This window comes from Salinivibrio sp. PR5 (assembly GCF_001996085.1).
In the GTDB taxonomy this organism is placed as follows: Bacteria; Pseudomonadota; Gammaproteobacteria; order Enterobacterales; family Vibrionaceae; genus Salinivibrio; species Salinivibrio proteolyticus.
Genome location: NZ_MUFK01000057.1, coordinates 1 through 14,553, shown reverse-complemented (window position 1 = coordinate 14,553; position 14,553 = coordinate 1). Strand labels below are relative to the sequence as shown.

Annotated in this window: 11 protein-coding genes and 1 other annotated feature; of the genes, 7 read left to right on the top strand and 4 right to left on the bottom strand. The window is 49.9% G+C overall.

Annotation, left to right across the window (positions count from 1 at the left end):
* The first annotated feature begins 277 nt into the window (after positions 1-277).
* A complete protein-coding gene (locus tag BZG82_RS14895) occupies positions 278-2,056 on the top strand; it encodes a GGDEF domain-containing protein (RefSeq protein ID WP_077766199.1) in 1,779 nt (592 codons plus the stop codon).
* A 20-nt stretch (positions 2,057-2,076) separates the two neighbouring features.
* Positions 2,077-4,425 (top strand): aerobic respiration two-component sensor histidine kinase ArcB, encoded by a 2,349-nt coding sequence (gene arcB, locus BZG82_RS14890; RefSeq protein ID WP_077480002.1) that lies wholly within the window; start codon positions 2,077-2,079, stop codon positions 4,423-4,425.
* Between the two features lie 63 nt (positions 4,426-4,488).
* On the opposite strand, the gene arcA is transcribed toward arcB, so the two are convergent.
* Complete coding sequence (gene arcA, locus BZG82_RS14885; protein ID WP_077766198.1) at positions 4,489-5,208, bottom strand: two-component system response regulator ArcA; 720 nt, start codon at positions 5,206-5,208, stop codon at positions 4,489-4,491.
* A gap of 424 nt (positions 5,209-5,632) precedes the next feature.
* Between arcA and BZG82_RS14880 the strand changes: the two genes are divergently transcribed.
* Together BZG82_RS14880 and BZG82_RS14875 are read left to right on the top strand one after the other, a co-directional pair.
* Positions 5,633-6,064, top strand: coding sequence for a DUF3293 domain-containing protein (locus tag BZG82_RS14880; protein WP_077766197.1), 432 nt, complete (start codon positions 5,633-5,635; stop codon positions 6,062-6,064).
* A 10-nt stretch (positions 6,065-6,074) separates the two neighbouring features.
* Positions 6,075-6,572 (top strand): putative 4-hydroxy-4-methyl-2-oxoglutarate aldolase, encoded by a 498-nt coding sequence (locus BZG82_RS14875; RefSeq protein WP_077766196.1) that lies wholly within the window; start codon positions 6,075-6,077, stop codon positions 6,570-6,572.
* A gap of 25 nt (positions 6,573-6,597) precedes the next feature.
* On the opposite strand, the gene BZG82_RS14870 is transcribed toward BZG82_RS14875, so the two are convergent.
* Both BZG82_RS14870 and aceK read right to left on the bottom strand, forming a co-directional pair.
* Positions 6,598-7,071: a hypothetical protein gene (locus BZG82_RS14870; protein ID WP_077662304.1), complete on the bottom strand. Its 474-nt coding sequence runs from the start codon at positions 7,069-7,071 to the stop codon at positions 6,598-6,600.
* Between the two features lie 185 nt (positions 7,072-7,256).
* Positions 7,257-8,975, bottom strand: a complete 1,719-nt coding sequence (gene aceK, locus BZG82_RS14865) for a bifunctional isocitrate dehydrogenase kinase/phosphatase (RefSeq protein WP_077766195.1) — start codon at positions 8,973-8,975, stop codon at positions 7,257-7,259.
* A gap of 162 nt (positions 8,976-9,137) precedes the next feature.
* Positions 9,138-9,261 (top strand) — a sequence feature (Thr leader region).
* A 24-nt stretch (positions 9,262-9,285) separates the two neighbouring features.
* Here aceK and thrA point away from each other — a divergent pair.
* The 3 genes from thrA to thrC are packed head-to-tail and all read left to right on the top strand — an operon-like array spanning position 9,286 to position 13,987.
* On the top strand, positions 9,286-11,745 hold the full coding sequence (gene thrA / locus BZG82_RS14860) for a bifunctional aspartate kinase/homoserine dehydrogenase I (protein ID WP_077766194.1): 2,460 nt from the start codon (positions 9,286-9,288) through the stop codon (positions 11,743-11,745).
* Between the two features lie 2 nt (positions 11,746-11,747).
* The gene (gene thrB / locus BZG82_RS14855) at positions 11,748-12,707 is read left to right on the top strand and encodes a homoserine kinase (RefSeq protein ID WP_077766193.1); all 960 of its coding nucleotides are present in this window, start codon (positions 11,748-11,750) and stop codon (positions 12,705-12,707) included.
* Positions 12,704-13,987 (top strand): threonine synthase, encoded by a 1,284-nt coding sequence (gene thrC, locus BZG82_RS14850; RefSeq protein ID WP_077766192.1) that lies wholly within the window; start codon positions 12,704-12,706, stop codon positions 13,985-13,987. Before thrB ends, thrC begins: the two co-directional genes overlap by 4 nt.
* Before the next feature lie 47 nt (positions 13,988-14,034).
* Here the strand turns inward: thrC and grcA are convergent, their stop codons facing one another.
* On the bottom strand, positions 14,035-14,412 hold the full coding sequence (grcA, locus tag BZG82_RS14845; protein ID WP_069589774.1) for an autonomous glycyl radical cofactor GrcA: 378 nt from the start codon (positions 14,410-14,412) through the stop codon (positions 14,035-14,037).
* Between the last annotated feature and the right edge of the window lie 141 nt (positions 14,413-14,553).

Genomic DNA, 14,553 nt, shown 5'->3' with positions numbered 1-14,553 from the left:
CGTTTATGCTGTTTTGTTAAATAATTATTAATTTAAGGCCAAATTCGAGCATAAATTCTAACCAAAGAAAGAAATAAAGCAGGGTGCGTTTTATGTCTTCAGTTTCATAGCAAGATACGCTGTGATTTGATGTAAAAAAATGACAACTGACAGTAAAAACCTGTGAGGCACGTAGCCATGTATTTTGAGAAAACTGTGGCAAAATAGCGCTTCTATAAGCGACGCAACGGAAAAAGATGTCGCGAATCAAGGATGGTTGTGATCACACAGGAGCCGCATGGCATTTTTCATTTTATTTACATTTCTTGTTTTAGGTGCGGTGCTTGGCTACGCGTGGCGTGAGCGACAAGAAACCGTCGCGTTAACCCATTGGCGAGTGTATATGGCTGATCTCGATACGCCCCATGCCATTGTTACCGCCGATGATGGTGACATCTTGTATGCCAATGCTGCTTGTGTGGAGGCATTTTCATTGGTGGACAGCAAAAACCACTTTAAAACGGCCAATGAGCACCAGCGACAAGCGGTACGCGCCTTTATTGTTGCGCAGCAGTGGCCACGTCCTTTCTCTAATGTCGAAGCTAAAGTCAAAGCGCCCGGCGCGAATCGAGTACGCATTGGCGTGCGCTTGTCGGGCTTACCCATTCGTTGTCGGCGTAAAAAAGCATGGTTAGTGTCGCTAGCACCGCTGGCGCGCCACGCGCAATGGCAGTTACAGCATCAAGAACATGGTGTTTTGCTTAGCGTGATTAATTCGTTGGCTGAATTGGTTTGCTTTCAAGATGTCGATGGCAATGTGGTGGGAACCAATGCGGCCTTTGACCGCTTTTGGCGAGGCCGCGAGCAAGAGGGCATTATGTGGCATGCCGATCAGCCGTTGTCTGGCTCAAAGACGGTGCGTACTTGGGCATCGCAGTTAAACGGCGAAAGCTGTTTGCTCGAAACTAATATCACCGCGCTTAAAAATGATCAGCAACAGGTGGTTGGCACCTTGAGCATCAGTCATGATGTGACCGACTGGCACCAAATGCAGCAAAGTTTGCAACGCGAGGTGCATCATCGCCAATCGGCTGAGCAAGCGCTTCAGCAACGGAGCAATTTACTGAGCGCGATTTTTAATGCCAGTGTGGATCCGATTGGGATCTTTGATCAGGACTATTACCACCTTGCCTGTAATCAAGCCTATGCCGATGCGCTCGGGGTCTCCATTGAAGCGCTTGAGACCTCTCCAGCGCAAGAGGTCGTCGATGCAGATATTTTTGATCAGCATCGTCAGCGCGATCAGCATGTACTGGATACTGGGGAAACCGTTACCTATGAAGATGTGATTTGGCGGCCCAGCGGCGAGCAAACTTGGTTTGAAGTGACGAAATCGCGTATTGATGATCCGGTGACTGACAGCTTTGCAGTACTGGTGATGGCGCGCGATATCACCGAACGTAAGCACACCCAACAACAGCTGGCGGATGCGATCATGTCATTCCAAGAAATGAGCTTTGTGGATAGTTTGACCCAAGTGGCGAATCGACGCAGCTTTGATGAGCAATTGCGCAAGTTGTGGCGGTCACACGCCCGTGAACAAACACCGCTTGCCTTGATCCTCTGTGATATCGACCATTTCAAACTTTACAACGATAATTACGGCCATCAACAAGGCGACTGGGCCTTGCAGCAAGTGGCGAATGCTTTTAAATCGGCGATTAATCGACCACTTGATGCGGTCGCGCGTTATGGTGGAGAGGAATTTGCTATTGTATTGCCTCACACTGAGCTTGATGGGGCTGCTTTAGTTGCCGAGCGGGCAAGGGCGGCGTTGGCCGAGCGTGAAATCGCGCATCAGTATTCCCCGGTCGCAGCGGTGATGACCGCGAGTCTCGGCGTTGCGTGTATGATCCCCTCACCCGAAGGGGATTATGGGGAGCTTATCCATCAAGCCGACTTAGCCATGTACCAGGCGAAGCGGCTGGGGCGCAATCAAGTCAGCTTAATGGGACCAACGTCTAGCGCTACAGAGAACGATGCGCGACGCCCTGAGCCTGAACACTTCCACTCTTAACTGGCGTGTAGTAAGCCTTTATGAAACAACTCAAAGTATTAGCGCAGTATTATGTTGATTTGCTGGTCAAGCTGGGCATTGTCCGCTTCAGCATGCTACTTGCACTCGCGCTTGTGGCACTGGCCGTGGTGGTGCAAGTGGGCATCACCTTGGTGCTGGAAGGCACGGTGCAAAATATCGACATTATCCGCTCGATTTTCTTCGGCCTGGTGATTACCCCTTGGGCGGTTTATTTTTTGTCCGTGGTGGTGGATCAGCTGGAAGAATCGCGGCAGCGCTTATCTAAGCTGGTGTCTAAATTAGAAGAGATGCGTGCGCGAGACATGCGTCTTAACCGGCAATTGACCGAAAATATTGAGCAGCTGAATTTAGAAATCGACGAGCGTAAAAAAGCTGAGAGTGCGCGCCAAGAGGCGATTAAGGATCTAGAAAACGAGGTGTATCAGCGGGAAAAAGCACAGCTAGAGCTGGCCGAGCAAACCGCATTGCTGCGCTCGTTTATTGATGCGTCGCCGGATCTGATTTATTACCGCAATGCCAAGGGGCAGTTTTCCGGCTGTAACCGTGCGATGGAAGAGCTGACCGGCTATAAAGAGAAGGCGCTGAAGGGCCTGACGCCGTGGGATGTCTATCGCGAGGATATCGCCGCGAAAGTGGTGGAGACCGATCAGCAAGTCTTTGATAACAATGTCTCCATTACCTACGAGCAATGGCTTGAGTATCAAGATGGACGCAAGGCCTATTTTGAACTGCGCAAAGTCCCTTTCTTTGCGCGAGACGGGCGTCATTTGGGATTGCTGGGCTTTGGCCGTGAAATCACCGAACGTAAGCGTTATCAAGATGCATTGGAGAAAGCGAGCCGAGATAAAACCGCCTTTATCTCCACCATCAGCCACGAGCTGCGCACACCGCTTAATGGGATTGTCGGGTTGAGCCGTATGCTATTGGACTCGCCGCTGGATGATGATCAACGCAATTACTTACGTACCATTTACGTCAGTGCCATCACCTTGGGTAATATTTTCAACGATATTATCGATTTAGATAAATCCGATCGAAACCGGCTGTCCTTGTATCCCACTAGCATCGATCTGCGTGAATTTGTTACTGAGATTGAAAACATCTCTGGCCTGATGGCGGAGCAAAAAGGGCTGCGTTTTGAGCTTGAACGGGTGACAGATTTGCCGGAATTTGTCGCCGTGGATGCGACACGACTACGGCAAATTTTGTGGAATCTGGTCGGGAATGCGGTCAAGTTCACCAAGCAAGGCTGTGTGATCATCACCGTCAGTGCAGATGTGGAGGACGACAACGCGCATCTTTGCTTTGAAGTTGAAGACAGCGGGGTGGGGATCCCTGCTGATGAGCAAGATAAAATTTTTGCCATGTACTATCAGGTAAAACAAGGCGAAGAAAACTTGCATGCTGTGGGAACTGGGATTGGACTCGCCGTGTCTCGCCAGTTAGCACGCATGATGGGAGGCGACATTACCGTCGATAGTGAAGAAGGCGAAGGGAGTACCTTTACCGTCACGGTTTCCGTGCCTTTGAGTGAGCCTGCGGATGATGAAGTCCAACTGCCCACGCGCAGCGATAGCCGCTTACGCATTTTGCTTGTCGAAGATATTGAGCTGAATATCACGGTCGCTACCAATTTATTGGAAAGTCTAGGCCATGAGGTGACCGTTGCGCGAGATGGTCAGTCGGCACTCAACACCTTTATGCCGGGGGCGTTTGATTTACTGCTGTTAGATATTCAATTACCGGATATGACCGGCTTTGATATTGCAGCAACATTACGCGAAACACAGTCGAGCTTACCACCACTTGTTGCATTAACCGCCAATGTGATCAAAGACAAAGGCGAGTACATCGACAAAGGCATGGATGATGCGATCAGCAAGCCGATTAGTGTCGCGGCACTTAGCCAAGTGATTGAGCGTTATGCGTTGGCGGAGGGGCAAGAAGCGGTGACTGACGAGAGTGCGTCGACGCGGCCAGTCGCAAGTGAGCAAGCGGAAAAGCTGTTGGATATGGACATGCTCACCGGCTATGTCGAGCTGGTTGGCACCGAGCCTGTGCGAAAAAGCATTGAAATGTTTGAACAATTGATGCCGGAATACATCGCGATTCTTGACTCGAATATGACCGCACGCGACCAAGATGGCATTGTGTCGGAAGCGCATAAAATTAAAGGTGCGGCAGGCTCAGTGGGCTTAAAGCATGTGCAAAAAGTGGCTCAAAAAGCGCAGTCTCCCGAGTTACCTGCGTGGTGGGAGAATATTGCCGATTGGGTTGATGAAATTAAAGTAGGCTATCAGCACGATCTGACGGTGTTAAAAGCATGGTTAGATGAGCAATCCTCCTAAACACCACCAACTAACTAAACAAAAAGGCGCCATCAGGCGCCTTATTCATATTGGGTGTGCAACTTATTGATCTTCGAGCTCACCGCAGAAGCGATAGCCTTCACCGTGAATGGTGGCAATGATCTCTGGGGTGTCGCTGTGTGATTCGAAGTGCTTACGAATACGACGAATTGTGACATCCACAGTACGGTCATGCGGCTTGAGCTCGCGACCTGTCATCTTTTTCAACAGCTCAGCACGGGTCTGGATTTTGCCTGGGTTTTCACAGAAGTGCAGCAGGGCACGAAACTCTGAACGCGGCAATTTGAACGACTCGCCTTCAGGGTTAATCAAAGAGCGGCTGTTGATATCAAGAACCCAACCATTAAACACATACTGTTCAACGTTGCGTTTTTCTTCACCACCGTTCACGCTACTCATCGCACGGGTTAACAAGTTACGTGCACGAATGGTCAATTCACGAGGGTTAAATGGCTTGGTGATGTAGTCATCGGCACCAATTTCCAGCCCTAGGATTTTGTCGACCTCGTTGTCACGGCCCGTCAAGAACATCAATGCCATGTCGCCTTGTTCACGCAATTCACGCGCGAGCAATAGACCGTTTTTACCGGGCAAGTTGATGTCCATAATCACCAAGTGCACTTGATGATTGGATAGGATTTGATGCATCTCGTCGCCATCGCTGGCTTCAAAGACATTGTAACCTTCCGCTTCAAAGATACTTTTCAGCGTGTTACGTGTGACTTGTTCATCTTCTACAATCAGAATTTGCGGGGTTTGCATTGGCGATACCTAATATCTAAATAGAATCCGGTTGCACTTCACAGTCTAGTTCCACTAGCCCATGAAAAAAATTTACAAAATTGCGAGAGGATGCCTCGCAATCAACATATGGCACGCCATCCATAGAGAGGTGTGTGTCGATGCTAGACAACGCACCGTGTGTTCCAGTTGAGGTGGGGCGTTATCGGCCCTCGTAAGCCTCAGAGGCAATCACTGTTATATCCATTGATTGCCGCTAATTGTATTCATTTAACAGCGCGCTAACAATATATTACGGTGAACGTTGATGATTTTTTTCATCCTTTATTGACCCCAATCAAAAGCATCTTTGTTGGTGATTAGGGTCAACTTCCCGTTTAACTTTATGAATACTAGCGCATAATTAGCAATTAAGCATAATGTTAGTAACGAACAGGTGTAAATAATGTGTGATCAGAATAACGCCAGCGATTTGTGGAAAACTTACCAGCAGATCGCATTTCGGGCACCCCAAGCACCTAGTGTCCGCTCTTTTGCCATTCTTACCGCATTTAACCCTCGCAGCCAACCTTTATCTGAGAAAGAGAATCAATTACGTAATCGTCAACTCGCGGATGAGATGGAGAAAGCGGGGATTCGCTATTGGGTAATGCATGGTGGGGCGCCTGATGGCAGCTGGTTTGAGCCGGGCTTTGCGGTTGCCCTGAATCAAGACGAAGCGATTGCATTGGCGAAAACGTGGCAGCAAAACGCGATTTATTGGGTGGAGGAGGATACATTATGGTTACTGCCTGCACTGATGACAGATTTTGCGCCGCAGTCACTAGGCGTGACGTTTTCATCACTGCTGGAATTGACAAACTCATCACTGGACTGAGGAGAGCATCATGGACGATAGACTACCTGATTTATGCGATAACCACCCAGACGCTGTGCGTTGGCTACCCATTCAGTGGCAAGATTTTGGCGCGGTGAGCGGCTTTGAAGGACGGATACGTACTGTCCGCTGTTATCACGATAACTCCAAAGTGAAAGCGCTTCTCGCAACGCCCGGCCAAGGTCAGGTTTTAGTGGTTGATGGCGGCGGTGCGATGGATCGTGCGTTATTGGGCGATATGATCGGAAAAAGTGCGGTCGATAATGGTTGGGCGGGGGTGGTGATTGCCGCGCCAGTGAGGGATGTGGCGACGCTTGCCACCTTGCCTATTGGCATTAAAGCACTCGGCGTCTGTCCGATTAAAACCCAAAAACGGGACAGGGGAGAGGTAGATGTGGTGCTAACGCTGGAAGGCGTGTTAGTGACCCCGGGTGACTACCTGTATGCTGACAAAAACGGTGTGCTGGTTTGCGCGCAGCCTTTGAGTACGGTCAGCGACGTGGGTTAAGCATTCACGCCGTCGTTACACGTTGTTAAAAGCGTAACCCGACGCCGAGTTGGTAAATGGACTCGGTGTCTTTTTCAGGATCGAACTCTACATCTAGCCCGGCATTGACATCGAAAGAGTCACTCAATTGGTAGCGGCTGCTGACTCCCCATTGGTTAACGCTTTTATCACGTTGATAGCCGTGGCTCAGCTGGCTAGAAATATGTAATTTGTCGGTAAATCGGTACTCAATGCCGCTGAGTAAGCCGCGTTGCGTGGGGGCTGTCTGGGTTTCGCTTTTCATTTGCGTGCCAAGATAAACGGAGAGATTACTCAAGGGGTAGCGATAGCCTGACTCGATGGTCCAGCTATCAAATCCGTCTCCTGCCGAGGGCATCGACTGGATAAAAAAGCGATTAGAGTCGGCTATCGTTTCGGTCTCGAACGATAGCATTTGCTCGCCAAATGCAGGGGTTGCCACTATATGCAAGGCGAGTGCGAACAATCCGAATTGTTTCACTCTAGGTTCCTTTGCGTTGTTATTTTTGTCGGTTTAGTCACCGCTGATGATCAGTGTAGACAAAAAAGTGTGCGCGGTCGCAACTTTGTCTAAAAAAACGTCATGCTATTGACGTACCTGATAAGCGCCAGCGTGTGATGACGATGATAAAACAACAAGCAAAATTGACGCCAGGTTAAGCTTGTTTAGGCTTTGACTAACTGAAGCGCATCGCTGTAGGGGCGCACATCATGGAAGTAGCCCTCTTGGACCTGATGTTGCAGTTGCTGCCAAAATTCGGCCTCAAAAAGCTCGGGATGTAGGCGCTCAAACTCATCACGTAGTGCAGGGTTGACCAACAAAAAGGTACGAAACTCTTCGGGAAACACATCATTTTCTCCCACGCTGTACCAAGGCTCTGCGGCTAGCTCATCTTCTGGATAACGCGGTGGCGGTATGCGACGGAAGTTGACCTCAGTGAGATAGGCGATTTCATCATAATCGTAGAAAATCACCCGATTATGGCGGCTGACGCCAAAGTTTTTAAACAACATGTCACCGGCAAAAATATTGGCAGCTGCGAGCTCTTTGAGGGCATCACCGTATTCTTGCACTGCTTGGGTTAAGGCGTCAGGACTGGCTTGCTCGAGGTAAATATTGAGCGGGATCATCCGCCGCTCCATATACAAATGGCGGATCCGTACTTCTGTGTCAGTGACGGACACACATGAAGGCGCCACGTTTAGCAATTCGTCAATCAGTGCATCGCTGAAACGGTGACGAGGAAAGATAAAGTTCCGATACTCCTGCGTGTCGGCCATGCGTCCCACCCGATCGTGCTCTTTAACGAGGCGGTATTTATCGCGCACTTGGGCGTGCGTCATTTGTTTTTGCGGTGCGAATTTGTCTTTGATGATCTTAAACACAAAGCCGTATGAGGGCAGCGTGAACACTGACATCACCATCCCTTTGATCCCCGGCGCAATATCAAACAAGTCATCAGAATTATCCAAATGATAGAGAAATTCGCGGTATAGCTCGGTTTTACCATGTTTTTGACAGCCGATCGCGGTGTAGAGCTCTGCTGGGGTTTTATTGGGCATCAACTGATTAAGAAAGTCGACTAAAGCGGCTGGGACGGGGGCATACACCATAAAATAAGAGCGCGCGAAACCAAATACGATACTCACATCGTCGCTATCGGTAATACATGCATCAATATACAGCTCGCCGTCATCTGAGATAAGCAAGGGCAGCACGAGGGGACGGCGTTGGTTCGCCATATCCAGACGGCCAATTAAGTACGCCCCTTTGTTGCGAAAAAACGGCTGACGCACCATTTCAATGGTGAAGCTCATGGTTAACTGCGGACCAAAGCGTTGCTGAAGGATTTGCGTAATGCGCTTAAGATCGCCACTTTTATCTCGCCACGGCAGGGTAAAGGGCGTGCTGTCTAGCATGCGCTCTAGCGTGGCATAAATGCCAGCTTGCGATTGAAAGCGTCGCAACAAGGGCGTTGGATACTTGGGAATACGTCCGCCTTGTGAACTTTGCACAAACAGTTTGTCACGACGAATATTTCGGTGTTCGAAAATACGGCAATACACCGAATTGAAAAAACTCTCAGCGATATCGTAGCGTGGGTAATCATCAAGGAGTTTGATGTAGGCTGCTTTCACTGCCATCAAAAAGGAGCGTGTGGCGTGTTCTTTGCCCAGCATAGCCCGCAGTTGCTGACTCACTAAGCCGACATGGTGATCGTAAAATTGAATACGCGTTTTCAGTGCTTGCTGCACGCTTTTCCAATCTTGCTGCTCAAAGCGCTCTTGAGCGCCTGATGTCACATCTAAGAAGCGACCATACATGGCATCCGAGCCCTGTAATATCGTATTTGCGACTAATTGCGCCATGGCGTCCTGTGTCATTCGCGTTCTCTGCTTCCATGCCGTTTTTGTTCTCTTCAACCTCTCAGAGTTTTGGCGAAAAAGCAATCAGTGTCACTTTTTTGTTGACCTAGGCGGCATGATTCGATACACCTAAATAGAACTCAACAAAACAAACGATAAACGCAACACACATGCAACTGACGATCAGCACCTTTACCACCACAACAACCACCATTATTACTGGCACAATGTGTGTTGGTGCGGGCTGATACGCACAGAATTTCCAAGAAAAGCCCGTACCCTCACCGGTACGGGCTTTTTTTTATCTTAAGAGAGAGGTCCCAAACGGATGCGAGTTTTAAAATTTGGTGGCACATCGCTTGCCGATGCAGAGCGATTCAGTCGTGCCGCTGACATCATTGTTAGCAATCAGGGTCAGAGTGACGTCTCTGCTGTTTTATCCGCCCCAGCGCGTGTTACCAATATTCTGGTGTCCGTGGTGGATAACACGGTTAAATACGGAGAGGCTGAGCTGCCACTCAAAGAGCTAGAAACCATTTTCACCGCGCTGTTCCAAGGCCTTGCCGAACGCCAGCCTAATCTCGACACCCAGCCTTTGTTCGATAAACTCTCTCGCAGCCTCGGGCAGCTACGTCAATATGTACACGGTATGAACCTTCTGGGGCTTTGCCCGGACAGCACCTATGCGCGGGTGGTCAGCAAGGGGGAGCGTTTGTCCGTGGCAGCCATGCAGGCGTTGTTAGCGGCGCGTGGCTATCAAGTCTTTGAGATTGACCCGGTCAGTTATTTTGCCGCTTCTGGCAGTTACCTGAGTGCCGAAGTAGACATTGAAACCTCTTCGCAACGCTTTAAACAGTCTCCCATTCCCGCTAATCATGTTGGCTTGATGCCGGGCTTTATGGCCGGCAATGAGCAAGGCGAGCTGGTGACTTTAGGCCGCAACGGCTCCGATTACTCCGCTGCGGTGCTGGCCGCTTGTGTCCGCGCAGAGTGCTGCGAAATCTGGACGGATGTCGATGGTGTCTATAACTGCGATCCCCGCTTGGTGCCAGATGCGCGTTTGCTGAAGTCGCTAAGTTATCAAGAAGCGATGGAGCTGTCGTACTTTGGTGCCAAAGTGCTCCACCCTAAAACCATCGCCCCTATTGCTCGCTTCCATATCCCTTGTTTGATTAAAAATACGGCCAATCCTCAAGGCGCAGGTACCTTGATTGGCGATGATACTGGTGAAGATAAGCTTGCCATTAAAGGAATCACCACGCTTAGCGATCTGAGTATGGTCAATATCTCTGGTCCGGGCATGAAGGGAATGGTTGGTATGGCTTCACGTGTGTTTGGCGCCATGTCATCCGCGGGCGTTTCCATCGTGCTGATCACCCAATCGTCGTCGGAGTACAGTATTAGTTTCTGTATTCAAGCGCAGGATAAAGTGAAAGCTGAGAAGGCGTTGCGGACCCACTTTGAACTTGAGCTTAAAGATGGTTTGCTTGAGCCTGTTGAGTTTATCGATCACCTATCGATTGTCTCCTTGGTAGGGGATGGTATGCGCACTTCAAAAGGGATTGCGGCGCGCTTTTTCACCTCGCTAGCGGAAGTGAATGTCAATATTGTCGCCATTGCTCAAGGTTCATCAGAGCGTGCTATCTCGGCGGTTGTCCCCTCAGAGCGTGTCTCGGAAGCGGTGAAAGCCTGCCATGAAAACTTGTTTAACAGCCAACATCACCTCGATGTGTTTATCGTCGGTGTGGGCGGTGTCGGTGGCGAGTTGATTGAGCAAATTCGCCGTCAACAAGCGAAGCTGCAGCAGCAAGGCATTGTGATGCGTGTCTGTGGACTGGCAAATAGTAAAGGCATGTGGCTGAACAGCCAAGGCATTAACCTAGATAGCTGGCGTGATGAGCTGCCCAATCACCTTTCGCCGTTTAGCCTTGCCGGTATGATCCAGCTGGTGCAGCGCAATCATATTATCAACCCAGTATTGATTGACTGCACAGCAGAGCAACAAGTCGCGGATCAGTATGCGGACTTCTTACGTGCGGGCTTCCATGTGATCACGCCTAACAAAAAAGCCAATACCAGTAGCATGGCTTACTACCAACAGCTGCGTCAGGCGGCGCGCGCGACACATCGTAAGTTTATGTATGAAACCACGGTGGGGGCTGGCCTGCCCGTCATTGAAAACCTGCAAAACCTGATTGCTGCAGGGGACGAGCTATCACGATTTTCTGGGATCTTGTCGGGGTCGCTATCACACATTTTTGGCAAGTTAGATGAAGGCGTAAGCTTTAGTGATGCCACCAAGGTTGCGCGTGACAGTGGCTTCACCGAGCCCGATCCACGTGATGATCTATCTGGCATGGATGTGGCGCGTAAATTGTTAATTTTGGCACGAGAAGCTGGCATGCATTTAGAGCTGGAAGATGTCGAAGTTGAGCCCGCGTTGCCGCCAGGCTTTGATCAATCGGGTGATGTGGAGTCCTTTATGGCACGCTTGCCGGAGGCGGATGCTTACTTTAAGCAATGGTCAGAGCAAGCTGCTCAAGAGGGCAAGGTGCTGCGCTATATCGGCGGTATTGAAGACGGTCAATGCTTCGTGAAAATTCAAGCCGTAGACAGTGACGATCCGATGCACAAAATTAAAGATGGCGAAAATGCACTCGCCTTTTACAGCCGCTATTATCAGCCGATTCCATTGGTCTTGCGCGGATATGGGGCAGGCACCGCGGTGACGGCGGCAGGGGTGTTCGCTGATTTGATGCGCACATTGGGCTGGAAGCTAGGAGTGTAGTGATGACAGTACGCGTTTACGCACCCGCTTCAATTGGTAATGTGAGTGTGGGCTTTGATGTATTAGGTGCAGCGGTCAGCCCCATCGATGGCAGCTTGCTGGGGGATGTGGTTGAAGTGAAAGCGGGCGGCGACCGCCCCTTTTCGCTGCGCTGTGAAGGGCGATTTACCGACAAGCTTCCTGCTGATGAAAAGGACAATATTGTCTATCAGGCCTACCAAGCCTATGCACATGCACTGCAGGATAAGGGGATCGCGGTAAAGCCGGTGGCGATGTTGCTGGAAAAGAATATGCCCATCGGCTCCGGATTGGGTTCGAGCGCGTGTTCGATTGTGGCAGCACTTGATGCGTTAAACCGCTTTCACGGTAACCCACTGGATGAAACCACCATGCTCGCGCTAATGGGGGAGATGGAAGCCAGTATTTCGGGCAGCTTACACTATGACAATGTAGCGCCTTGCTACTTAGGTGGCTTGCAATTGATGCTGGAAAGCCAAGGCGTGATCAGTCAACCCGTACCACATTTTGATAACTGGTATTGGGTGATGGCTTATCCTGGGATTAAAGTCTCGACTGCAGAAGCACGCACTATCTTGCCCGCACAGTATCGCCGTCAAGATGTCATTGCCCATGGTCGATATTTAGGCGGCTTTATTCACGCGTGTCACACTCAGCAACCTGCTCTGGCGGCGAGCTTGATTTGTGATGTGATTGCAGAGCCCTATCGGCAAAAACTGTTGCCGGGCTTTGTTGAAGCGCGGGCGTATGCAGACAGCTGTGGCGCACTGGCGACAGGGATTTCAGGCTCTGGGCCGACCTTGTTTAGTATCTGTGATGATTTACAGGTTGCCGAGCGACTCGCACAATGGCTGCGCGAGCACTACGTACAAAATAATGATGGCTTTGTTCATGTATGTCGCATTGATGGACAGGGCGCAAAAGAAATAGGAAGTCAGGCATGAAGCTTTACAACATCAAAGATCACAGTGAAACCGTATCGTTCGCGCAAGCGGTCAAACAAGGATTAGGGCGTGGACAAGGGCTGTTTTTCCCCGAGCACATACCGCAATTTGAGGATATCGATGCCTTGCTGTCGATGCCACTGGTCGAGCGTAGCACTGAGATCCTCTCGGCCTTGATTGGCGACGAACTACCAAAAAGCCAAATCCATGAGCTGGTGGCGCAGGCGTTTACCTTTGAGGCACCACTCAAATCTGTTACTGAGCGCATTCATGCGTTAGAACTTTTCCATGGGCCAACGCTCGCCTTCAAAGATTTTGGTGGTCGTTTTATGGCGCAATCCCTCGCGGCAGTGTCAGACGGCAACAAGATCACGATTCTCACCGCCACATCAGGCGATACCGGTGCTGCCGTTGCTCATGCGTTTTATGGCATTGAAAACATCAACGTGGTGATTTTGTATCCGAAAGGCAAAATTAGCCCACTGCAAGAAAAGCTGTTTTGTACCCTCGGCGGCAATATTCACACCGTGGCAGTGAACGGCACGTTTGATGACTGCCAGACGATGGTGAAGCAAGCCTTTGATGATCAAGAGCTGCGTCAAACCATTGGCTTAAACTCAGCAAACTCAATCAATATCAGCCGGCTGATGGCACAAATTTGCTACTATTTTGAAGCGCTTGCGCAGATCCCTCAGCACAAGCGAGACCAAGTTGTTGTCGCGGTACCCAGTGGCAACTTTGGCAACCTGACTGCGGGCTTACTTGCCAAGGCGATGGGGCTGCCGATTAAACGCTTTATCGCTGCCACCAATGCCAATGATACGGTACCACGCTATTTAGCCACCGGGCAGTGGCAGCCGCAAACCACAGTCGCAACGTTATCGAATGCGATGGATGTGAGTCAGCCCAATAACTGGCCACGTATCGAAGAGCTTTTCCGCCGTGAAGGGTGGGCACTGAGCGAGTTGGCATCAGGACACGCGGACGATGCGCAAACCGCAGAAAGTTTGACGCAGCTTGCTGAGCAAGACTATTTATGCGAGCCGCATGGAGCCATTGCCTATCGCTTGTTAGCGCAACAGCTTAGCGAGGAAGAAGAGGGGATTTTCTTATGTACCGCGCATCCGGCCAAGTTTAAAGAGTCGGTCGATGCGATTTTACACAAGGATATTCCGCTGCCAGGGCCATTGGCAAAACATGCGCAGATGGATTTATTGTCGAGTGAGCAAGAGGCCGATTTCTCGGTCTTAAGAGCGTACCTGCTTAATTTGAGCGCTTAACCAAAAACAGCCCGCCAAAGCGGGCTGTTTCTTTATAACCTGTGTGTTTACAGTGAGCTTGTAAACGTGCGGGTGATCACGTCACGCTGTTGTTCAGGGGTCAGTGAATTAAAGCGAACCGCATAGCCTGAGACTCGGATGGTCAGTTGCGGATATTTTTCTGGGTGCTTGGCTGCATCTTCTAAGGTTTCACGTTTCAGCACGTTAACGTTGAGGTGTTGACCCCCTTCATTAACCGCTTGGGTTTCGATATTGACTTCACGGTAGTCAAACTCACCCAAAGAAGACAGCGCGACTTCTTGATCCGCCTCAAAGCCCTGTTTTGCGCAGACACAGCGTGCTTGGTCGGTTTCTTTATCAATCAACCAAATAGAATTGATGAGGTCATCATTGGCCGCTGAGGTTACTTGAATGCCGGTGATCATGGCCTATCCCCTTTTTCTGATAGTGACTTTAGTGATGTAAGATTTCATCACTTTCGACGTTCATATATACCTCTTTATCTGTAGGGTTATTTTGATTTGGGTCAATATTTAATCGTCTTTATCGTGAAGATAGTTATTTGA